Below are 21,744 nucleotides of genomic sequence, written 5' to 3'. Positions count from 1 at the left end.
GTACAAGCACAATATTTACCGGGAGACTCAGTTTGAAAACACTTTCATCATTTAAATTTACGCCGCTGGCGCTGATTGTTGCAGCGTTGACGGCCTGTTCACCGGCACCGGAAACTGCTGCACCAGCACAACCGGAGCCACCAGCCGGCACCCTGGCCAATCAAAGCGAATCTGAGCGTTTAAACGCGTTTTTTGAACGGACGTTTGAAGAAGATTTGAAGCGCTCACCGGAATTTCAAAGCCGGCTCGGGAAAAAATGGAATTACGGCGAATGGAATGATCTGAGCGAAGAGCATAAAGAACAGACCATCGCCATTAAGAAAAATCGTCTTGAAGAACTGGACAGCTTTAACCCTGAAACACTCACTGAGCAGGAAAAGCTCAGTTTACGTCTTTACCGTACGGGCATAGAGCGTGAACTCGCTAACGATGAATTCAGACACCATACTTATGTTGTTCATCAGTTCCGTGCGGCGCACACCAGCGTACCAAGTTTTTTGATCAATATTCATCGCGTCAGTGATGTGTCTGACGCTAAAGCCTACATTTCCCGTCTGGATAAGGTAGATGAATATTTCGATCAGGTTATAGAGCAAATGGCACTGCGGGAAAAAGCCGGCGTGTATCCACCGAAATGGGCCTACGACCAGATGATTGCCGCCGCGCAAAATGTCATTACCGGCGCGCCTTTCGATACTTCAGAGACACCTTCGACCATTTGGGAAGATTTTCAGAACAAGGTAAACGCGCTGCCCATTGATGATGTTGAAAAACAGACACTGCTGGGCGAAGCCAAAGCTGCTCTGGTTACCTCTGTTAAGCCGGCTTATGAAGCGATTATGGCCGCTTTCGCTCACCAGAAAACCCTTTCACCGGAAGGTGACGGCGTGTGGCGCCTGCCCGACGGTGACAAATGGTATGCAAACCGCCTCGCCTGGTTCACGACGACAGATCTTAACGCTGAAGAAATACATCAGATCGGGCTGGATAATGTAGAACGAATCCACAAAGCTATGGAAGCCATCAAAGACAAGGTCGGTTTCGACGGGTCGTTACAGGAATTTTTCGAATTCATGCGCACCGATCCTCAGTTTTATTACCCGAACACGGATGACGGCCGTGAAGAATACTTGCAGGCAGCAACGCAGGCAGTTGACGAAATGCGAAAAGCGCTGCCGGATTATTTCGGCTTAATTCCGAAAGCAGACATGATAGTAAAACGTGTTGAACCCTTCCGCGAGCAATCTGCCGGCAAGGCGTTCTATCAAAGTCCTTCTCAGGATGGCAGCCGCCCCGGTACCTATTACGCCAACCTTTACACCATGGACGCCATGCCCACCTATCAGCTTGAAGCACTGGCCTACCATGAAGGGATCCCGGGTCACCACATGCAGCGGGCTATTGCTCAGGAGCTTGATGGTATTCCTGAATTTCAAAAGTATCTGAGTGCCACAGCCTATACCGAGGGCTGGGGCCTTTATACGGAAGAGCTGGCGAAAGATATGGGCTTTTATGAAGATCCCTATTCAGATTTCGGCCGCCTTGCTATGGAGCTCTGGCGCGCATGCCGTCTGGTGGTAGACACGGGCATGCATGCTAAACAGTGGTCACGGGAAGAAGCGATTCAGTACTTACTGGAAAACACCCCCAACCCTGAACCTGACGTGGTTAAAGCAATTGAGAGATACATCGCCATGCCGGGCCAGGCCACAGCGTATATGATTGGCAAACTGAAAATCATGGAACTGCGTAGCAAGGCGCAAGAGGCGCTGGGTGATAAATTCACTTATGCGGGCTTCCACGATGAAGTGTTAAAAGACGGTCCGGTGCCCTTGTCAGTACTGGAAGAAAAGATTAACCGCTGGATTGAACAGCAACAATCTTTGTAAAAAAGCCAACACGTTAAACAGGCAACCATTTAAGGTTGCCTGCTTCTCTCAATCCTGCCAGGCTAAAAATATTCTCTCACACTGAAAGTTTTCTGACATGCGACAGGTCTTAACTGTCATGAAAGAAAAACAACAACGTTACGAAGCACTGGTTCACGCATTTCATGGCGATATTTATCGCTATGCGTACTGGCTCACCCGCGACCCGGCGGTGGCTGAAGATATTGTTCAGGAAACTTTTCTGCGGGCATGGCGTTCACTGGACGGGTTGAAGGATGAGAAATCAGCTAAATCCTGGCTTATCACCATCGTCAGGCGGGAGAATGCCAGACGATTTGAACGCAAACAGCTCGAGACGGTGGATATTGATGATGTGCCGGTGGCTGACGAAGCATTTCATGCCGGAAACGGGGATGACACAGAAGAACTCCGGATACTCATTGCCAGATTACCGGCAGATTACCGGGAGCCATTGATCCTGCAGCTCATTTTCGGCTATTCCGGTGAGGAAATCGCAGAGCAACTGTCGCTGAATAAGAATACCGTGATGACGCGGTTATTCCGCGCCCGTAATCAACTCAGAGACATGCTGGATAGTGATTCAGCACACCAGAGAGGTCGCCATAATGGATGATTTAGAATTCCGCCGTCGTATTTATGCCGATCCCAATACGACAGACAAAGACATGCTGGATGCCATTAAAGGCGACAGCGACAAAGCCGCTTTGAAATCGTCACTTCAGCAACTTGACGGTAAATTGCTGCAGGCAGCCAAAGTGCCTGTACCCGACGATCTGGCGCATAAGCTCATATGGCAGCAGGCTACCGGCGAATTCAACCGTCATAAGCGCCGCAGCCGGTGGTTTATTGCCATGGCCGCTTCCGTGGCATTTATGGCCGGCGTTACCGGCACCATGGTATTCAATCAGGCCCCTGCAGATATCGGCACAGAAGCACTGGCACACATGCGCTACGCTGAAATTGAAACACCCCATTCCGGCATTGAGGTTGGCATGCAGCAGGTCAATGCGAAACTGGCCGGTTTCGGCGGTACATTTTTACAGTCTATCGGTGATGTGGCTGTAGCAAACTACTGTCACCTTAACCGCCAGCAAACTTTGCATCTGATTTTAAACACAGAGCAGGGGAAAATGTCGGTGTTTGTTATGCCCCATAATGACAGTAATCCGGTGCCGTCTGCTTTCGCCGATGAAAAGTATCACGGCGAAAGCTGGTCCCTGCAAAACGCCAGCATTATGGTGGTAGGCGATAAAGGTGCTGATCTGAACCCGCTGGTGAAAAAAGTAAAAAGCAGTATCAGCTTTTCTGCATAATCTGCCGGCTTGTGTGAATTTCATGCAAACCGGTCAGGTGCAAAGTTAAATGCCCGATTGAAAAGACAGATAAATCAGACTGCCATAGAGACTGTATCTACTTCCTGTTAGCATAAGAGAAAAAACAGGAAGGAATAATATGGAAACAGGTACGCTGATTTCTCTGGGCATTTATTTTGCGGCCATGCTCGGCATCGGACTTTTCTCTTACCGCCAGACTAATAGTGACGTGGAAGGTTACATGCTGGGCGGAAGACAATTGGGCCCGGCGGTAACCGCACTGTCTGCCGGTGCATCTGATATGAGCGGATGGATGCTGATGGGCCTGCCGGGCGCTATGTATGTTTCCGGGATCTCCGCAGGCTGGATTGCACTTGGTCTCATCATTGGTGCTTTCGCAAACTATATACTTGTTGCCCCGCGCCTGCGCTTATACACAGAAATTGCTAACAACGCTGTTACCCTCCCCGACTATTTCGAAAACCGTTTCGCAGACAACTCCCGGTTGCTGCGTGTTATTGCCTCGGTGGTGATTGTCATATTCTTTACCCTTTATACGTCATCCGGCGTGGTTGCAGGGGGTAAATTGTTCGAATCATCCTTTGGTTTGAGCTATGAAACCGGACTGTATGTCACTACCGGTGTAGTTGTGGCTTATACCCTGTTCGGCGGCTTTATGGCAGTGAGCATCACTGACTTCGTCCAGGGCTGTATTATGTTTGTGTCTCTGGTGATGGTACCGGTAGTCGTCGTGATGCAGTTAGGCGGTCCGGGCGAAGCGGTAGATGCAGTTAAATCCATCGACCCGGCGTTATTTGACGCCTTTACCGACGCCAAAAGTGGTGACGCACTTTCACTGATAGGTATTCTGTCACTGATGGCATGGGGTGTTGGTTACTTCGGACAGCCTCACATCATTGTGCGTTTCATGGCTATCCGTTCAGTCAAAGATGTGCCCACTGCCCGTAACATTGGTATGAGCTGGATGATCGTTTCCATCATCGGTGCGTTAATGACAGGCCTGTTCGGACTGGCTTACGTGACGCAAAACGGTAATAGCATCGATCCGGAAACCATATTCATCTATTTATCTCAGTTACTGTTCCATCCACTTGTGGGTGGTTTCCTGCTGGCAGCTATTCTTGCCGCCATCATGAGTACCATCTCATCACAGTTATTGGTTACATCCAGTTCCCTCACCAGCGATTTTTACAAAGCGTTCCTGAGACGTGATGCGTCAGATAAAGAGCTGGTACTTGCCGGGCGGATTTCCGTTGTTATTGTCGCATTAGTGGCTATTTACCTGGCCTACGACCGTGACAGCACGATTCTCTCGCTGGTCAGTAATGCCTGGGCAGGTTTCGGTGCGGCATTCGGCCCACTGGTGCTGTTCAGCCTGTTTAAGCGTGACATGACCCGCCGTGCAGCACTTGGCGGAATGATTGTGGGCGCCGTCACTGTATTGCTCTGGATTTACCTGCCTTTCACCATTGACGGACAAAGTTTAAGCAGTTGGATGTATGAAATCGTACCGGGCTTTATTTTATCCAGCTTAACTATCATTGTGCTCAGTAAAAGCGGTTCCCCCCGGGAAGGTGTTACTGAGGTTTTCGACAGCTTTAATGAAAAGCTTCAGGCCTCAAAGCACGTCTAGCTTAAGCACGAATTACACCGTTAATACGCAACCAGAAAGCCGCTTTTTATAAGCGGCTTTTTGTTATGACAAATTCGTTTCAAGGTAATAAAACGGCTATTTCGTATAGCAAATCGGAATTACTACTTTGTGATCTAAATATGTTAGGGTTCTATATATATAATCGTTTAGCATATAACCTTAACTATCGGACTCGAAAATGACACTTGATATACCGTCTATTACCCATTTGAAACAACTCGAAGCCGAGAGCATCCACATTTTCCGCGAAGTTGCTGCGGAATTTGATAATCCGGTCATGTTATATTCTGTCGGAAAGGATTCCTCAGTGCTGTTACACCTTGCCCGCAAAGCCTTTGCGCCAGGCAAAATCCCCTTCCCTTTGCTACACGTTGATACCACGTGGAAATTCCACGAAATGATAGAGTTCCGTGACCAGCAAGCAGAAAAACATGGCTTTGATCTGTTAGTGCATATCAACCAGGAAGGTGTTGATGCCGGTGTTGGTCCGTTCAGCCACGGTAGTGCAAAGCACACAGACATCATGAAAACCGCTTCTTTGAAGCAGGCACTGAACAAGTATAAATTCGATGCTGCATTCGGTGGTGCCCGCCGTGACGAAGAAAAATCACGTGCGAAAGAGCGTGTTTACTCATTCCGTGACAGCAACCACCGCTGGGATCCGAAAAACCAGCGTCCTGAGCTGTGGAACATCTACAACTCATCCGTAAACAAAGGCGAAAGCATCCGTGTATTCCCTATGTCTAACTGGACTGAGCTGGATATCTGGCAGTACATCTACCTGGAAAACATCGATATTCCTTCTCTGTATCTGGCGAAACCTCGTCCTGTAGTAGAGCGTGATGGTGTATTGATTATGGTTGATGACGACCGTATGCCGCTGGAAGAAGGTGAAACGCCAGAAATGCGTTCAGTACGTTTCCGTACCTTAGGCTGTTATCCGCTGACCGGTGCTGTTGAGTCTACTGCAGCGACCCTGCCTGAAGTTATCCAGGAAATGCTGCTGACCAAGACTTCCGAGCGTCAGGGCCGTGTTATCGACCACGACAGCTCTGGTTCTATGGAGAAGAAGAAAATGGAAGGATACTTCTGATGTCGACGGATATCGTATGGCACAAGTACGAGGTCAATAAAAAGACCCGTGCCGAAAGCCTTGGTCAGACGCCACGTGTACTGTGGCTGACAGGCTTCAGCGGTTCCGGTAAATCCACCATTTCGAACCTGCTGGAACAAAAATTCCAGGAACAGGGCAAACACACTTATCTGCTCGACGGCGATAACGTTCGTCACGGTTTATGTGGCGACCTGGGCTTCAGCGATGAAGACCGCGTTGAAAATATTCGTCGCGTAAGTGAAGTGGCCAAATTGTTTGTCGATTCTGGTGTGATTGTACTGACTGCATTTATCTCTCCGTTTCAGGCTGACCGCGACTACTGTCGCAATCTGCTTGAAGAAGGTGAGTTTGTGGAAGTGTTCATTGATACCCCGCTGGACGTGTGTGAGTCACGGGATCCAAAAGGGCTATACAAGAAAGCCCGTGCAGGTGAAATCAAACATTTCACCGGTATCTCTTCCACTTATGAAGCACCGGTGAACCCGGAGATCCACCTGACGTATAAAGACGAACCGGCAGAACAAACTGCGGAACGTTTGTACGCCATGCTTGAAGAAAAAGGACTTGTGTAATGGCATTACCTGATCCATTAGCAGAAAAAATTCTCGCCATCAGCAAACAAGCTGGTGACAAAATCATGGAAATCTACGAGAAAGATTTCGCTATTTATGAAAAAGAAGATACCAGCCCGCTGACAGAAGCGGACCTGGCTGCACATAAAGTGATTGTTGCCGGCCTGGAAGCAGTATCTCACCTGCCAATCCTTTCAGAGGAATCTGCGGATATTCCCTGGGATGAGCGTCGTGGCTGGGATAAATACTGGCTGGTTGACCCTCTGGATGGCACTAAAGAATTCATCAAGAAAAATGGAGAGTTTACAGTGAACATCGCGCTTATCGATAACGGTAAACCTGTGATGGGTGTGGTTTACGCGCCTGCCCTTAAACGTTCTTACGTGGGTATTGATGGTCAGGGTGCGTGGATGGAGTCCAATGGCGAATTCACTTCAATTTCCGCGAAGAAACACGCAGACGGTGAAGTCTGGAAAGTGGTAGGCAGTCGTTCTCATCAGAGTCCTGAAATCCAGAAACTGCTGGAAGATCTCGGCGGTGAAGCGGAACTGGTTGCCATGGGCAGTTCATTGAAACTGTGCCTGGTCGCTTCTGGCGAAGCCCACCTCTATCCCCGTTTAGGTCCGACATCTGAATGGGATACCGGCGCAGCCCACGCGGTTGCCACTGCAGCGGGAGCAAAAGTCACCGTGCTGGATGGCGCAAACCCGCTGGCTGAAGATGCCCCGGACCTGACGTATAACCAGAAAGAATCTGTGTTGAACCCCTATTTCTTAGTGAGCGCATAAGCAATGAATGTAGATAACGAATTATTGAAAGAAGACGTTCTGGGTTACCTGGAACAGCACGAAAAGAAAGACCTGCTGCGCTTTCTGACCTGCGGTAGCGTAGACGATGGTAAAAGTACGCTGATTGGCCGTTTGCTTCATGACTCAAAAATGATTTATGAAGATCAGCTTGCTGCTATTACTAAAGACAGTAAAAAGAGCGGCACCACCGGTGACAAAGTTGACCTGGCGCTGCTGGTTGACGGTCTGCAGTCTGAGCGTGAGCAAGGTATCACCATCGACGTAGCGTACCGCTATTTCTCTACCGATAAGCGTAAGTTCATCATTGCGGATACTCCGGGACACGAACAGTACACCCGTAACATGGTTACCGGTGCGTCTACCTGTGACCTGGCCATCCTGATGGTTGATGCACGCGCCGGAGTGAAAACTCAAACCCGCCGTCACTCGTTCCTCGCCAGCCTGCTGGGCATTAAGCACGTTATTGTTGCTGTGAACAAAATGGACCTGATGGGCTTCAGTGAAAAAGTATTTGAAGACATCAAAGCTGACTTCCTGAAGTTCTCGGAAAATCTGAATATCCCTGATATTCAGTTTATTCCGCTGTCAGCCCTTGAGGGTGACAACGTGGTAAACCGCAGCGAACAGTCGCCCTGGTATACTGGCAAACCTCTCATGGAAATGCTGGAAACCATTGAAATCGGTAACGATGACAACAAAGACGACTTCCGCTTCCCGGTTCAGTATGTAAACCGTCCTAACCTGGACTTTCGTGGCTTCGCGGGTACCGTAGTATCTGGTCAAGTTGCACCTGGCGATGAAATCACTGCACTGCCTTCAATGAAAACGTCTAAGGTTAAGTCAGTAGTGACTTTCGAGGGCGATCAGGAACGTGCTTACGTACCGCAGGCGGTTACCCTGACACTGGAAGATGAGATCGATATTTCACGCGGTGATATGATTGTTAAGTCTGATAATTTGCCGCTGCTGTCGAGCCAGTTTAAATCTCACCTGGTATGGATGGCTGAAGAGCCGATGATGCCGCATAAACAGTATCTGTTTAAATTTGCGACCAAATCGACTTCAGGTTCTGTATCAGAAGTAGAATATCAGATTGATGTAAACACCATGGAACAGAAGCCGGGTGCGCATCTAAACCTGAACGAAATTGGCGTAGTTGACCTGAAATTCACTCAGCCAGTTGCCTGTGACAGCTACGAGCGCAACCGTGCGACCGGTGCTTTCATTGTAATTGACCGCCTGACTAACGGTACCGTTGGTGCAGGTATGATCATCGACCAGTTGGCCGAAGACAAGCAACACAAAACGCCTGAGTTCTCTGCTTTTGAGCTGGAATTCAACGAATTGGTTCGCAAGCACTTCCCACACTGGAACGCGATCGACATCAGTAAACTGTAACGAGCCGGAACGGTTTATATGGATGTCAACCAATTGATGGTGCTGGGGGTTTTCTTCAGCACCATTTTTGCACTAGTTGCGTCGAATATGCGTCCTTCCACCATTTTCGCGGTGGCGATGCTTATTTTACTTGTATCCCAACAAATCACCTTCGATGAGATCCTCAATAACTTAACCAATAAAGGCCTGATCACACTGGTCCTTTTACTGCTGGTCAGCAGTGCTATTGATAAAACAGCATTGATTAAGCAAATAGGACGTAAGCTCATCACGCCCAGTTTTACTGTTTCCTACTGGCGGTTGTTCGGTCTGTCGTTTTTCTCGTCAGCCCTGCTTAACAACACCGCAATTGTGGCCAGCCTGATCGGGCCGGTAAAACAAAACCAGTATCACCCGGCATCGCGCCTGCTAATTCCGTTGTCTTACTCGGCCATTTTAGGTGGCACTGTCACGCTGATTGGTACGTCAACGAACCTGATCGTAGACTCATTTTTGCAGGAACACGGCCATCCGGGTTTCGCATTCTGGGACTTTACACTCTATGGTCTGGCTGCCGGATTAAGCTGTGGCTTCCTGATGTTTGTGTTGTCGACCTTATTGCCGGATATCGCCAATAAGAAAACCGACTACCGCGCTTACATTGTGGAAGCAGAAGTGGAGCCGGGCTCTGAGTTGATTGGCAAAACCGTCGAGGAAAACCATCTGCGGAACCTGCCTGAGCTTTTTCTGGTGGAAATTGTGCGGGACGGACAACTTATCAGCCCTGTTTCACCGGAACTTATTATCCATCAGGGTGATAAGCTGATTTTTTCCGGCAATGTACAGAAGTTGGACAGCTTAAGCCATATTAAAGGCTTAACCATGTTCGCTGAAGCTGACGGCATACTGCGGGAAAACCTCACAGAAGTGATCATCTCTAACCGTGCGCAGATTATCGGACAAACGATTAAAGCACTGGGTTTCAGGGCCTTGTTTGATGCCGCCGTTGTGGCTATTCGCCGTGATGGTGAGCAGCTTTCCGGTAAACTGGGGGAAATTAAGCTGCAAGCCGGTGATTTCCTGTTACTGGCAACCGGTCCTGATTTCCAGACCAGACAGAACCTGTCGAAGAATTTCTTCATTCTGTCTGAGCAGAAAATATCCAGACCACTCACCAACTGGCAGGAATGGATCACTATGGGTGGTTTCTTACTGGTGGTGGCTTTGTCAGCAACGGATACATTAAACCTTGGTATCGGATTACTGTTCTTTGCTGCCATACTGGTAGGTGCGAAAGTCACCAGTAACGGAGAGATAAAACGTAATCTGCCACTGAATCTGATTGTGGTCATTGTCGGTGCCCTCAGTCTGGCCAGTGCGTTGGAAAATGCCGGGGTTATCAGTTTGAGTACTGATTTTCTGATGCCGTATCTTTCTGATACAAACTGGTTCGTCGCCCTGTGTACAGTTTATCTGGCTACCCTGGTGTTAACAGAGTTTGTGACCAACAATGCTGCGGCAGCCCTGATGTTCCCCTTCGCCTATGGCGTTGCCGGACTTATCGGTGCCCCGTTGATGCCATTCGCCCTTGCTGTTGCATTTGCTGCCAGTGCGAGCTTTATTTCGCCCTACGGTTACCAGACTAACCTGCTGGTATTTAATGCGGCGAATTATCGTTTCTCACATTTCATCAAAATCGGACTACCCATTTCCATCACATACAGCACCATTGTGCTGGTGTTATTGAACATGACGTATTTCTGATAACGGTTGAATAGCAAAAAGCCCCGTTCACCATGGTGAACGGGGCTTTTTAATGCCGGTAACAATTTACCTGATTATCTGAACAACACTTTTTCTTTGTTGAACCAGTAAACACAAAAACCGATAAGCGCCGCTGCAATGAGTGCGGTGGAACCGAAAATGGCTATCAGCTGCACATAATCCATTGTGCCTTTAATAAGCTCTTTTATCGCCAGCGCCACATTCGTTAGCGGAACCCATGCCCAGCCACCTTTCAACTCGACACCGGGTAACATTGCCATGATCACCGGCACGATGGTAAACATCACCAGCGGTGTCATATAGCCCTGCGCTTCTTTGAAGCTTCTGGCATAAATAGACAAACTTAAAAGAATGGATGAGAAAATTGCCACCACCGGTATGAGCATGAAGAAAATCAGTAAAAAATCTGTGCCGCTGATGGCCCCCATAAATTCAGCCACCAGTTGTATGGCCATGCCCTGACTCAGCACAATGCCCCATACAGCCATACTTGCTACCGTAACCATGGCTGAGGTCACCCCGGCAAGGGCAATGGCAAAAAATTTCCCCATCACCAGATGATGGCGGGGTACAGGCGATATGAGTAGTGTTTCCAGGGTACCTCTTTCTTTTTCCCCGGCGCCTAAATCTGTTGCCGGTATCATGGCGCCTTGCAGGCACAACATAAAAATAATATAGGGAATAAAACCACCAATCTTCTCACCCCAGTTTTCCCGCTGGTCAGCGACATCTACTTTTTCAATGACCATGGGCTCAATGAGCGCTGTCTGCTGACTTTCGATGAGACCCAGTTGCGCAAAAGCAGCCTGCTGATTGCGTTCTGAAATTTCGTTTACGATAGCCTGCAGGCGTGAGAGGACTAAATTGAGACCTGCATCATTTAAGTAAACCTTAAGGGTAATCTGTCCGCCGGAGAGAATATCGTCATTATAGTTTTCCGGGATCACAAGCACGAAATCAGCCTGTTCATTCTTAACCCAGCTTTCTATGTTTTCGTTTTCCGGTAACGCTACCAGATTAAAGTCTTCTGACTCCGCAATTTTTGATACCAGTTCGGGCGCGTATTCTGCACCACTGATGGCATAGTCAAGCACTTCAGACTGAGCATCTGATATAGCCTTTGAAGAAACAAATGTTACCACCCCGAAAATAGCAGGAAACACCAGCAGAGGCAGAGCAATCATGAAAAACAGTGTTTTTCTGTCCCGTACTAACTCTTTAATTTCTTTTAAAAATACCAACCACATATTACGCCTCCGTCCCTAAAGCCGATAAAAATGCACTGCTCATTGAACCCGGCGACAGCGCTCTGAAAGTGGCAATATCATCGTTAAATACCGTACGTCCATGATTGACGATGGTCACCCGGTCACACAGTTCCGAAACTTCCTCTAAGTGATGGGTGGAGAAAATCACCGGGATCCCCTGCTCTTTCAAACCGCGGATAAAGTTCAGTACTGTCTGCGCGGCCATGATATCCAATCCCGTGGTGGGTTCATCCAGAATGACCACTTCGGGACTATGGATAACCGCCCGGGCAATTGCCGTTTTTTGTTTCATACCGGTAGAAAAATTCTCACACCGTCGATCCAGGAAACTGTGCAAATCCAGCAAATCGGCCAGCGACTGAATTCTTTCTTCAATACGGGTTTTCGACATATTGTGAAGCTGGCCGAAATAGGCAATGTTCTCTCTGCCGGTAAGACGACCATACAGGCCGGTTGAGCCGGATAAAAAACCGATTTTCTGGCGTGCCAGCACCGGCTTTTTAAGTACATCAACACCATTAATGGTGATGCTTCCTGTATCGGGCTTCAGCGCTGTCGATAGCATACGTAATGTGGTGGTTTTTCCGGCACCGTTAGGCCCGAGTAGCCCGAGTACTTCACCAGAAGCACAATTTAGCGAAACATCCTGCACAGAATGGAAAAATTTCCCTTTCAGCCGGGGATCCTTTTTCTCCTGTTCACTCAATTTTTTCGGGTTTTCGATGGTGAATTTTTTCGCCAGCTGACTGATTTCAATCATCGCGTTTCCTTTGTTGATATTATTAATTCCGTTATCTGTTTACCGGAAGAGAAGTAAACCTAGTCTACTTTGAATCAACTTTATTACACTCTTCAAGCAAAAAAATGCGACAGAATATTTCTGTACAGGGTCAGTATACAAAGGCAGCATTTTTCTCTAAGGTAACAAAGAAAGTTCCCTGTGCCAGCATTGTTAATTAAGGAAAAAAATGGCATCTGTACGCAAATAAAGGAGTAATTATGCAGGAAATATCTAATCCCTTTCAGGCCATCAGCGAGACTTTCTTTCGCCCTAACGGCGTTTTCAGAAAGCTGGCTACCACTGACAACTGGTCATGGGTTCCGTTTTTCATCTTAATGAGTATGAGCCTTGTTCCGGTTTATCTGTATTTCCAGACCATTGATTTCGACTGGTACAGAAACTTTATTGCAGACATGCAACTGGGCGACGTGAGTCCGGCAGAAAAAGAGGCGTTTACAGAACGGATGACTCAGGGATTCGTAATGTGGAGCACGATCGTCAGCGTATTTCTTGGCGTCATAATCCTGAATGCCATCTATGCCGGATACCTCACATTTATGGCCCGCAATGATGAAAAATCAGTGCAGGGTTTTACCGACTGGTACGGAATGACATGGTGGACCGCACTTCCCTCTCTGCTTACCAGTTTTGCGGCACTGCTGGTTCTGGTGATGGCCAGCACTCACGAAATAGACCCGGCCAGTCTCAGCCCGCTTACCTTTACATGGATATTTGGATTGACACCGGACTCAGCGTTTTACAATATCGGTCAATTCCGGTTCGATATGCTATGGTCAATTTATCTTACCGCGGTGGCAATTGGTCAGTGGACAAGTTTCAGCAACAAAAAAGCCTGGATGGTTGCAGCCGCCCCTGTCACCATCATTTACGGAATCTGGCTGGTTTTCGTATTGCTTTAACCTTGTACTGGCGGGTTGAAAGCACAGCAGTGACTTTTAAACCCGCCGGACAGTACTAAATCAGTGGCATCTGCAACTGCTTTTTAGAGGATACAGCCCGAAAATAATCCGTATTAGCGTAGAACTGCCGGTCCTGCACCGGGTACCAGCCGGGCACGCCCAGTAACGGTAAAGGATGAAGCATGCCTTTACTCTGAAAGACATCACAGGAAGCGATTTTCTGCTCCATTGCGCAATCCGTCTCCCTGCATTGTTGTTCGAATGACATAGAAGCAAATCCCCGGGGCACTGTGACCGCCATCCATTTACCCGTCAGGCCGGTAAACGGGTTCAATAACATTTCGAGATTGGCATGGCCGAATATCACCGGAAACAATAACTGACCCCATTTGTCTCTGTGTTCAACCAGAACCTGTTGCCAGTTATGCATCGCCAGTGCATTGAGTAAAGGTTCAGCCTGAGCCTTCATATCGTCCGGTACAGCAATTACAACACCACATTCATCAAAATGGGTAATACGATTTCTTGCCGGTGTACGGGGGCTTACGCCGAAACGACTGATATCCTGCATATGCAGATTATTCAGACATCGCTTCGTTAGTGGAAACTGCAACCAGATCAATGCATTGAATAGATCATGCCAGCTGTTTTCCCTCGTGGGCACGACATTATCTTCAAAGATGATCTGTTCATAATAACGTTGTTCAGAAAGCGCAAAAGAAGACTGCCCTTTAAATTCAGGACCCGGCCAGTTCACAGGGTGATGCCGGCGGACAACGTCATTTAAAACAGCCGCTGACGGAAATTCTGTTTCAACGTCAAGGCCGGTGCGGGTTAACAGCTCACGGACAGAAAAAGCAAGATTGGAACGATTTATGGCAGATGACCAACTCTCTGCGGTGGAATTCATAAGCGATGTATTGGTTCGGTGTGTTTGATTCTCTATACTGGGACGTTATTGTAGAGCAAACAGAGACTAACAATGAAAAAAATTCTTTTGCCATTTATGGTACCGGCGCTGGTCGGTCTTTCTGCAGCAGGACTTTCTGCCTGCAGCAGTGATCAACCCGCACCGGCGGATACCGCGCAGGCTGGCAGCACAGCCAATTTTGACAGCGTATACGCAGGGATCACTGCTGAAGACATCAGCGGACCGTTGCAAACACTGGCTTCTGATGAGTTTGAAGGCCGCCTTCCCACCACACCGGGTGAACAGAAAACACTGGACTTTCTGGTTTCAGAATTCAAAGCCGCCGGGCTAGCACCGGGTAACGGTGACAGCTATCTGCAACCTGTGGATTTAATGGAAATCACTGCCGATCCCGACATGACGATGACCATTGGTGATAACACGTTCCGTTATAAAGAAGACATGGTTGCCGGTTCTAAACGGGAACAATCAGTTATCGATCTGAAAGACTCCGAACTCGTCTTCGTCGGCTATGGTGTCAATGCACCGGAATATGACTGGAATGACTATGAAGGTCTGGATGTAGAAGGCAAAACTGTGGTGATTCTGGTGAATGACCCGGGTTTCGAAAATCCTCAGTCCGGTAAGTTCCAGGGCACGACCATGACCTACTACGGCCGCTGGAGTTACAAATATGAAGAAGCCAGCCGTCAGGGTGCTGCCGGTGCGATTATTGTGCATGAAACAGCACCAGCTTCTTACGGCTGGTCAGTTGTTGCCAACAGCTGGAGTGGCCCTCAGTACGGCCTGGTATCTCAGGATGGCGGCGCCAGCCGGGTTGCAGTAGAAGGTTGGCTCACACTGGATGCGGCAAAGAAAGTCTTTGCCGACGCAGGCCTGGATTTCGATGCTGAGAAAAAGGCAGCATTGCAGGGGCCCTATCACAAAGACATGGGCTTAACCGCATCTGTGACAGTGAAGAACACCTTTCAGAAATCTGTCAGCCATAACGTGATTGCCACCCTTCCCGGCGCTACAAAACCTGATGAACACGTCATTTACACTGCTCACTGGGATCACCTGGGTAAAGATGAAAGCCTGAAAGGTGATCAGATTTACAATGGTGCCCATGACAATGCCACCGGTTCAGCAGCCGCTATTGTGATGGCGAAAGCATTCGGTGAACTGACGCCCCGCCCTGCCCGCTCAGTAACGTTTCTGATTGTGACTGCTGAAGAGCAAGGTCTGCTGGGTTCAAAATACTATGCTGATCATCCTGTAATCCCGCTGGAGAAAACCGTTGCAAACATCAACATGGATGCCATGAACGTGTTGGGTAAAACGAAAAATGTCAGTGTTGTCGGTATGGGTAAATCAGAAATGGAAACCTATCTGGAAAAAGCAGCAACCCGTCAGGGCCGTTATCTGACACAGGAAGACCGTCCGGAAGCCGGCTCTTACTACCGTTCTGATCACTTCAGCTTCGCCAAGAAAGGCGTACCGGCTCTGTACGCAGAAGGCGGAGACGAACCCTGGGATGCTGAAACGGCTAGCTACCGCAAACGCATGAATGTCATCGTAACCGGTTGTTATCATCAGGTTTGTGATGAATTCCGCAAGGAGTGGGATTTATCAGGCATCGCCCAGGATACGCAAATGTTGTTTGAAGTGGGTACCGATGTGGCCAATGCTGACAGCTGGCCGAAATGGAATGCAGCCAGCGAATTCCAGCGCTAAGCACTTACGCAAACAGGCTGCCTCCGGGCAGCCTGTTACTTTTTTAGTCATCCGTTTTGCAACATTTCTTTCAATATTCCGCGAAAATCGCCACTACCCGCCCTGAATAACGGATAATTTGAGTTTCCGGCAAGTTATTCCTTGCTTTTTTCTCTCATACTGGCACATTCAACAGACGCGGAGTTTGCACCCTTCAAAAACAATAAAGTCTCACCCGCGGCCGCGTTAAGCGACCCGACAGAATAAACAATCCTTTTTTTCAACAAGTGACAAGAGAGAACCCGTTTTATGTGTGGTATTTTCGGTATCCTTGATATCAAAACCGATGTGTCTGAACTCAGAACCCAAGCGCTGGATTATACAAAGTTGCTGCGTCACCGCGGCCCTGACTGGTCGGGTATCTGGAATAATGACAATACCATCCTGTGCCATGAACGGTTGGCCATCGTCGATGTAGACACTGGTGCACAGCCGCTCATCAGCCAGGATAATAATAAGATCCTGGCCGTTAACGGTGAGATCTATAACCACAAGCAACTCGCCAAAGATCTGGCAACGCCTTATGATTTCAAAACCCGCTCGGACTGCGAAGTAATCCTTCCTTTGTACGAGCAGAAAGGCATTGAGTTTATCGATGAGCTTGAAGGCATGTTTGCTTTTATCCTCTACGACGAGTCTCAGGATGCGTATCTGATTGCCCGTGACCACATCGGCATTATCCCGCTGTATACCGGTTACGACGAACATGGCAACTTCTATGTTGCGTCAGAAATGAAAGCGCTGGCGCCTATCTGTAAAACCATCAGTGAATTCCCTCCGGGTCATTACTTGTGGAGCAAAACCGGCGAGCTGACTAAGTACTACAAGCGCGACTGGATGAGCTACGATGCAGTAAAAGATAACGAAACGAATCTGGACGACCTGAAAGTGGCTTTTGAAAAAGCCGTTAAGTCGCACATGATGTCTGACGTACCTTACGCAGTGCTGCTGTCCGGTGGTCTGGATTCATCGCTGGTTTCTGCCGTTGCAGCCCAGTATGTTGCCAAGCGTGTTGAAGACGAAGACAAGTCTGACGCCTGGTGGCCACGCCTGCACAGCTTCGCCGTTGGCCTTGAAGGTGCACCGGACTTAAAAGCAGCTAAACAGGTTGCTGATATGATTGGGACTGTTCACCACGAAATCCACTTCACGATTCAGGAAGGTCTGGATGCGATTCGTGACGTTATCTATCATCTGGAAACCTACGATACCACCACCATCCGTGCGGCAACGCCGATGTACCTGATGACCCGTAAGATCAAAGCCATGGGTATCAAAATGGTATTGTCCGGTGAAGGCTCTGACGAAATTTTCGGTGGCTATCTGTACTTCCATAAAGCGCCAAACGCAAAAGAACTGCACGAAGAAACGGTACGTAAACTGGATCGTCTGCACATGTTCGATTGTGCCCGCGCCAACAAAGCGACCAGCGCCTGGGGTGTTGAAGCCCGTGTACCGTTCCTCGACAAGAACTTCATGGACGTAGCAATGCGCCTGAACCCGCAGGACAAAATGTGTGTTGATGGCCGTATGGAGAAATGGATCCTGCGTAAAGCTTTCGACGACGGTAAAACACTGCCACCAGAAGTACTGTGGCGTCAGAAAGAACAGTTCGGTGACGGTGTAGGTTACTCCTGGATAGACTCTATCCGTGACTTCGTAGAAACAGAAGTGTCTGATCAGCAACTGGCGACAGCAGAATTTCGCTTCCCGGTGAACACACCTGATACCAAAGAAGGTTATTACTACCGCACTATCTTTGAAGGCTACTTCCCGCAGGAAAGCGCTGCACGCTGTGTTCCGGGTGGTAAGTCCATCGCCTGTAGTACCGTTGAGGCGCTGGAATGGGATGCAAGCTTCAAGAATAATGCTGACCCTTCAGGTCGTTCGATGAAAGACGTGCACTCAGGCAAAAGCCACTGATTCATGAGTTAAAAATGCAAAAGCCCGGTGAATCCGGGCTTTTTTGTATCAGCTTGATAACAAACTCTGTTTAAATCCGGCGCGTTGACTGCCAGATTCACCAGATTTCAGGGATTCTCTTCCGTAGCATCGATGGTGGCATCAATACTGGCGGGCTTATACCACAGGGCATCGTTTTGCACAGGTGTCAGGGGTGGTAAAAGCGGGTTATCCAGCTCTATCGTGGTGCGCTTTTCGAGCTCCAGTGCGTTCAGCGTATCTTCATAGGTAGACAAAAACAAAGCGTCGAAAGAACCATCTTCAATTGCCATCTGCAGACCCGTCTCGATAAGCCGTGCCAGTGTGGTATTGCCTTTATTTACGAAAAAATACAACGCCGTGGGATAGTAAATCGCTGTATTGTTTTCCAGTACGATGTCTGAAGACAAATTCCCCTTCTCAAGCTCATTCAGCGCTTCCATCACTGAACGGGGGAAGAAGTCAGCCTTGTTCGTTTCCAGTACTTCCGCTGCATCACCATATGCCGGCACAGTGAACACGTTAAACCCGTTCGCCTGCAAAATTTTGGTATCCGGCCACTCTTCACCGGAAATAGGCACAAGTTTCAGCAAGGCAGATTTGCTCAGCGCTTGTGGAAAGCGGCTGCGGTTCATTTCATTGATCAGAAATACGCGCCAGCCAATCAGCCCTTTCGCCAGCGGGATGCGCACTGGTAACAGGTCTTTTTCACGCTGGGCATCTGTCATACTCCAGACGACGTTCACTTCGCGGTTTTCCCGCAGCTGACGCAGTGCTTTCCCTTGCAGCATGATCCGGTCTGACGGCAGTAAACTGTATTTTACGCCTGTCTTTTCCAGCGCCAGGGTAAGTAAAGCCAGCGGATATTCAGTGCGCAAATCACGCTCATCTATGGGCCGCGGATAGGTTATCGACCATAGTGCAGCATGCACATTCGCACTTAAGAGCAGAAGAACCGGAAACAACCATTTTCCCATCGTTAAAATCCTTAGTGTCGTGCCTGAACAGACAGCATAAATCTATTCAATGCCGATATATTTATGTGTTTGTAACGATAAGCGCCAGTTTCGCGCAATACAGGTGGCGATAGCAAGATCCGTCGCACGTTGCTGCTGACTGATAGGTTGCAGACAAATATGCGCCGGTAATTTTCCGTCCAGCCGTGCCAGCAGACTATCCAGCTCATCAATATGCTTTTGCATAGCCACAGGATGCTTAATTTCATCCGCCCGCTCAAGCGCCTGAGTCAGCACCGGCATTCCGCCTTTCATGTCGACTTTAGGCGATACCGTAACCCAGGTATCTTCATGACACAGTACCTCAAAGGTACCACTGGTTTCTATTTGCGTGGTGTAACCCCGCGCATGCAGCAGTGAGGTGAGCGGACGCAAATCATACATACACGGCTCACCGCCGGTGATCACGATGTGTTTGGCCTGATATCCGTTTTCTTTAAATAAGGTCAGTAACGCTTCATCTTCAATACTGAACCACGCTTCACTCTCCTGAGTTTTCGACAGGACTTCATCTGATGTTGTCAAAAACGCCTCGTCCAGCGTCCATGTATGTTTGGTATCACACCAGGGACAACCCACCGGACACCCTTGTAAACGCACAAACACTGACGGAACGCCGGTTTTTACGCCTTCGCCCTGAATCGTTTCGAACATTTCATTAATTTTAAGACGGGTGTGATGCAATGTGGTGTACCTGTTGTTGATTCGGCTTGGGATTTTACCAAGAATCACATAAAATTCTGGCATCTTTTCGCGAAAAAAACGAACTTATGTCTGAAAAAGTCATTGTTATCTATTCCGGCGGTATGGATTCTTTCACCGTACTGCATAAAGCCATTGCTGACGGGAAAAAACCTTATGCCCTGTCTTTTAACTACGGTCAGCGGCATAAAAAAGAACTCGATTACGCCGCAGCCGTGTGTAATGAGCTGAATGTGCCTCATAAAGTGGTGGATATTTCTGCCATCAATTCACTGGTCGGCGGCTCGGCACTGACTGACGACATTGATGTGCCGGAAGGACATTATGAAGAGCCGTCAATGAAAACCACCGTGGTGCCGAACAGAAATATGATCCTGTTGTCACTGGCAGTAGGTTATGCGGTCAGCGAGAATGCCACCAAAGTTTATTACGGTGCTCACTCCGGTGATCACGCTATTTATCCGGACTGCCGCCCTGAATTCGTTGAGAAAATGAATGACGTGTGTGCCATTGCGAATTATGAAGCGGTTGAAATTGTCACCCCTTATCTCAAAGTGAGCAAAACGGCCATACTCACCGATGGTCTTAAAATGGGACTGGATTACGGTAAAACCTGGACCTGCTATAACGGCAGAGAGCATGCCTGCGGTGGTTGCGGTGCTTGTCAGGAGCGTCTGGAAGCGTTTCGTGATAACGGTGCTGTGGACCCTCTCACCTATGAGTAATGTTGTCCTGAAATGAAAGAAGAAGGCCCCGCAATATTGCGGGGCCTTTTCAATTCAATCTGACCGGCATGATGCCTGTTATTTCTGACTTTCTGAAATAAAGTAAGTCAGTTCTTTGATACAGTGACGCAGTACCGGGTTCAGGCGGGTATTTTTACCGTTCATCACAAACAGCTCGTGGTCAAAGTTAAACAGACTGCCTTTAGCAATAGGCACCAGTCCTAAACTTGCGCCCTGCTCTTTAGCAATATAGTCCGGCAGCAGACCAATATATTCACCGGTCATAATGGCAGAAAGCGCCGCCTCGAAAGAATCGGAGAACGTCTGAATAGCCAGACGCTGATCATCTTCAATATAATTGGCAGATGACAGACCGGAAATCCCGATAGCCGGATACTCACCAATTTTTACGTCTTCCGGCAGTGACACATCGCGGAATTTTGCCAGTGGATGCGTCGGTGAACAGTACAGGCGGCCTTTGCAGGAAATACCAACCGGATGGAACGTTACAGATTCGGGTTTCACCATGTCGTAAGTAGAAATCACCAGGTGACACTCACCGGATAACGCAACGTGCTCTACTTCGTTGTAAAGTCGGGTCTGAATATTGACATGGATATCATCAAATTTCTTCATGGTGCTCTTAACAGCCTTACTGACTGCAAGATGCATGGAAAGCGGCAGGCCTGCCATCATTACCAGGGTAATGTGACCGGAGTAATCGTCGTGAAGCGATTTCAAGTTAAAAACAAAGTTATCGAATGCATTGAAGATTCGTTTGGTTTCCTGGAAAACCACTTCACCTTCTTTTGTCATTTGAAAACCGCCACGGCCCCGGTGACACAGCACCAGATCCAGACGTTCTTCTAATTTTTTAATCGCAGCACTGATATTAGGGCGTTGCATACGTAACACCGGCTCAGCGGCAGTAAATCCATTACAACTCGCAACCGCATAAAACACCCGTAACAGCTTAATATCTGATTCTTGTAAACGATTCAACATGGCGCAATCCGTGAAATTATAGGTATAGTTATAAATACTTTAGAATCATAATAGGTAACTGTTTGCCCGATTACAACGGCAAATTGCAAGTTTATTCACCGGAATTAACGATTTAATTAAACTGAAACAAAAAAAGCGCCCCGAA

19 protein-coding genes are annotated in these 21,744 nt (G+C 48.3%); 13 read left to right on the top strand and 6 right to left on the bottom strand.

Annotation, left to right across the window (positions count from 1 at the left end):
* Nucleotides 1-32 precede the first annotated feature (32 nt).
* The 9 genes from ACXAGR_RS14710 to ACXAGR_RS14670 all read left to right on the top strand — a co-directional run bounded on the left by ACXAGR_RS14710 (nt 33) and on the right by ACXAGR_RS14670 (nt 10,534).
* On the top strand, nt 33-1,889 hold the full coding sequence (locus tag ACXAGR_RS14710; RefSeq protein WP_474851108.1) for a DUF885 domain-containing protein: 1,857 nt from the start codon (nt 33-35) through the stop codon (nt 1,887-1,889).
* Between the two features lie 118 nt (nt 1,890-2,007).
* Nucleotides 2,008-2,523: a sigma-70 family RNA polymerase sigma factor gene (locus ACXAGR_RS14705; RefSeq protein WP_474844761.1), complete on the top strand. Its 516-nt coding sequence runs from the start codon at nt 2,008-2,010 to the stop codon at nt 2,521-2,523.
* On the top strand, nt 2,516-3,223 hold the full coding sequence (locus tag ACXAGR_RS14700) for a DUF3379 family protein (RefSeq protein ID WP_474851107.1): 708 nt from the start codon (nt 2,516-2,518) through the stop codon (nt 3,221-3,223). Before ACXAGR_RS14705 ends, ACXAGR_RS14700 begins: the two co-directional genes overlap by 8 nt.
* A gap of 139 nt (nt 3,224-3,362) precedes the next feature.
* Nucleotides 3,363-4,877, top strand: a complete 1,515-nt coding sequence (putP, locus tag ACXAGR_RS14695; RefSeq protein ID WP_474844759.1) for a sodium/proline symporter PutP — start codon at nt 3,363-3,365, stop codon at nt 4,875-4,877.
* A 199-nt stretch (nt 4,878-5,076) separates the two neighbouring features.
* Entirely contained in the window at nt 5,077-5,991 is a 915-nt protein-coding gene (cysD, locus tag ACXAGR_RS14690) for a sulfate adenylyltransferase subunit CysD (RefSeq protein ID WP_119500758.1), read from the top strand.
* A complete protein-coding gene (gene cysC, locus ACXAGR_RS14685; protein WP_119500757.1) occupies nt 5,991-6,584 on the top strand; it encodes an adenylyl-sulfate kinase in 594 nt (197 codons plus the stop codon). The genes cysD and cysC overlap by 1 nt, the downstream gene beginning before the upstream one ends.
* Nucleotides 6,584-7,372: a 3'(2'),5'-bisphosphate nucleotidase CysQ gene (gene cysQ / locus ACXAGR_RS14680; RefSeq protein ID WP_474844758.1), complete on the top strand. Its 789-nt coding sequence runs from the start codon at nt 6,584-6,586 to the stop codon at nt 7,370-7,372. Before cysC ends, cysQ begins: the two co-directional genes overlap by 1 nt.
* Nucleotides 7,373-7,375: 3 nt before the next feature.
* Nucleotides 7,376-8,791 carry a sulfate adenylyltransferase subunit CysN gene (gene cysN, locus ACXAGR_RS14675; protein WP_474844757.1) on the top strand — a complete coding sequence of 472 codons (1,416 nt, stop codon included), beginning with the start codon at nt 7,376-7,378 and terminating at the stop codon, nt 8,789-8,791.
* An 18-nt stretch (nt 8,792-8,809) separates the two neighbouring features.
* A complete protein-coding gene (locus ACXAGR_RS14670) occupies nt 8,810-10,534 on the top strand; it encodes an SLC13 family permease (RefSeq protein ID WP_349585380.1) in 1,725 nt (574 codons plus the stop codon).
* 74 nt (nt 10,535-10,608) lie between these two features.
* On the opposite strand, the gene ACXAGR_RS14665 is transcribed toward ACXAGR_RS14670, so the two are convergent.
* Together ACXAGR_RS14665 and ACXAGR_RS14660 are read right to left on the bottom strand one after the other, a co-directional pair.
* A complete protein-coding gene (locus ACXAGR_RS14665) occupies nt 10,609-11,802 on the bottom strand; it encodes an ABC transporter permease (protein WP_474844755.1) in 1,194 nt (397 codons plus the stop codon).
* A gap of 1 nt (nt 11,803) precedes the next feature.
* Nucleotides 11,804-12,583, bottom strand: coding sequence for an ABC transporter ATP-binding protein (locus ACXAGR_RS14660; RefSeq protein WP_303575030.1), 780 nt, complete (start codon nt 12,581-12,583; stop codon nt 11,804-11,806).
* A 239-nt stretch (nt 12,584-12,822) separates the two neighbouring features.
* Between ACXAGR_RS14660 and ACXAGR_RS14655 the strand changes: the two genes are divergently transcribed.
* Nucleotides 12,823-13,524, top strand: coding sequence for a YIP1 family protein (locus ACXAGR_RS14655; protein WP_474844754.1), 702 nt, complete (start codon nt 12,823-12,825; stop codon nt 13,522-13,524).
* Between the two features lie 55 nt (nt 13,525-13,579).
* Here ACXAGR_RS14655 and ACXAGR_RS14650 read toward each other — a convergent pair whose 3' ends face one another.
* Nucleotides 13,580-14,434 carry a DUF3025 domain-containing protein gene (locus ACXAGR_RS14650; RefSeq protein ID WP_474844753.1) on the bottom strand — a complete coding sequence of 285 codons (855 nt, stop codon included), beginning with the start codon at nt 14,432-14,434 and terminating at the stop codon, nt 13,580-13,582.
* Nucleotides 14,435-14,506: 72 nt separating this feature from the next.
* On the opposite strand from ACXAGR_RS14650, the gene ACXAGR_RS14645 reads away from it, so the two are divergent.
* Both ACXAGR_RS14645 and asnB read left to right on the top strand, forming a co-directional pair.
* Complete coding sequence (locus ACXAGR_RS14645; RefSeq protein ID WP_474851106.1) at nt 14,507-16,171, top strand: M28 family metallopeptidase; 1,665 nt, start codon at nt 14,507-14,509, stop codon at nt 16,169-16,171.
* A gap of 288 nt (nt 16,172-16,459) precedes the next feature.
* Nucleotides 16,460-18,133 (top strand): asparagine synthase B, encoded by a 1,674-nt coding sequence (gene asnB, locus ACXAGR_RS14640; protein ID WP_119500748.1) that lies wholly within the window; start codon nt 16,460-16,462, stop codon nt 18,131-18,133.
* Between the two features lie 107 nt (nt 18,134-18,240).
* On the opposite strand, the gene ACXAGR_RS14635 is transcribed toward asnB, so the two are convergent.
* Nucleotides 18,241-19,128 (bottom strand): type 2 periplasmic-binding domain-containing protein, encoded by an 888-nt coding sequence (locus ACXAGR_RS14635; protein WP_474851105.1) that lies wholly within the window; start codon nt 19,126-19,128, stop codon nt 18,241-18,243.
* Between the two features lie 42 nt (nt 19,129-19,170).
* Nucleotides 19,171-19,821: a 7-carboxy-7-deazaguanine synthase QueE gene (gene queE, locus ACXAGR_RS14630; protein WP_474844850.1), complete on the bottom strand. Its 651-nt coding sequence runs from the start codon at nt 19,819-19,821 to the stop codon at nt 19,171-19,173.
* A 116-nt stretch (nt 19,822-19,937) separates the two neighbouring features.
* Here queE and queC point away from each other — a divergent pair, with 116 nt between their 5' ends.
* Entirely contained in the window at nt 19,938-20,594 is a 657-nt protein-coding gene (gene queC, locus ACXAGR_RS14625) for a 7-cyano-7-deazaguanine synthase QueC (RefSeq protein WP_474844750.1), read from the top strand.
* Nucleotides 20,595-20,672: 78 nt separating this feature from the next.
* Here the strand turns inward: queC and ACXAGR_RS14620 are convergent, their stop codons facing one another.
* A complete protein-coding gene (locus tag ACXAGR_RS14620; RefSeq protein WP_474844749.1) occupies nt 20,673-21,599 on the bottom strand; it encodes a LysR family transcriptional regulator in 927 nt (308 codons plus the stop codon).
* Nucleotides 21,600-21,744: the final 145 nt, after the last annotated feature.

This window comes from Alteromonas sp. ABH4_457 (assembly GCF_056160625.1).
This window is presented reverse-complemented; position numbering and strand designations above follow the sequence as displayed.

Excerpts from the sequence above, each read along its gene's own strand:
- ACXAGR_RS14635 (WP_474851105.1), bottom strand. The coding sequence starts at position 19,128 with ATGGGAAAATGGTTGTTTCCGGTTCTTCTGCTCTTAAGTGCGAATGTG.
- ACXAGR_RS14620 (WP_474844749.1), bottom strand. The coding sequence starts at position 21,599 with ATGTTGAATCGTTTACAAGAATCAGATATTAAGCTGTTACGGGTGTTT.
- ACXAGR_RS14705 (WP_474844761.1), top strand. The coding sequence starts at position 2,008 with ATGAAAGAAAAACAACAACGTTACGAAGCACTGGTTCACGCATTTCAT.
- cysC (WP_119500757.1), top strand. The coding sequence starts at position 5,991 with ATGTCGACGGATATCGTATGGCACAAGTACGAGGTCAATAAAAAGACC.
- ACXAGR_RS14660 (WP_303575030.1), bottom strand. The coding sequence starts at position 12,583 with ATGATTGAAATCAGTCAGCTGGCGAAAAAATTCACCATCGAAAACCCG.
- cysQ (WP_474844758.1), top strand. The coding sequence starts at position 6,584 with ATGGCATTACCTGATCCATTAGCAGAAAAAATTCTCGCCATCAGCAAA.
- ACXAGR_RS14670 (WP_349585380.1), top strand. The coding sequence starts at position 8,810 with ATGGATGTCAACCAATTGATGGTGCTGGGGGTTTTCTTCAGCACCATT.
- queC (WP_474844750.1), top strand. The coding sequence starts at position 19,938 with ATGTCTGAAAAAGTCATTGTTATCTATTCCGGCGGTATGGATTCTTTC.
- putP (WP_474844759.1), top strand. The coding sequence starts at position 3,363 with ATGGAAACAGGTACGCTGATTTCTCTGGGCATTTATTTTGCGGCCATG.
- ACXAGR_RS14645 (WP_474851106.1), top strand. The coding sequence starts at position 14,507 with ATGAAAAAAATTCTTTTGCCATTTATGGTACCGGCGCTGGTCGGTCTT.
- queE (WP_474844850.1), bottom strand. The coding sequence starts at position 19,821 with ATGTTCGAAACGATTCAGGGCGAAGGCGTAAAAACCGGCGTTCCGTCA.
- cysN (WP_474844757.1), top strand. The coding sequence starts at position 7,376 with ATGAATGTAGATAACGAATTATTGAAAGAAGACGTTCTGGGTTACCTG.
- asnB (WP_119500748.1), top strand. The coding sequence starts at position 16,460 with ATGTGTGGTATTTTCGGTATCCTTGATATCAAAACCGATGTGTCTGAA.
- ACXAGR_RS14665 (WP_474844755.1), bottom strand. The coding sequence starts at position 11,802 with ATGTGGTTGGTATTTTTAAAAGAAATTAAAGAGTTAGTACGGGACAGA.
- ACXAGR_RS14650 (WP_474844753.1), bottom strand. The coding sequence starts at position 14,434 with ATGAATTCCACCGCAGAGAGTTGGTCATCTGCCATAAATCGTTCCAAT.
- ACXAGR_RS14655 (WP_474844754.1), top strand. The coding sequence starts at position 12,823 with ATGCAGGAAATATCTAATCCCTTTCAGGCCATCAGCGAGACTTTCTTT.
- ACXAGR_RS14700 (WP_474851107.1), top strand. The coding sequence starts at position 2,516 with ATGGATGATTTAGAATTCCGCCGTCGTATTTATGCCGATCCCAATACG.
- cysD (WP_119500758.1), top strand. The coding sequence starts at position 5,077 with ATGACACTTGATATACCGTCTATTACCCATTTGAAACAACTCGAAGCC.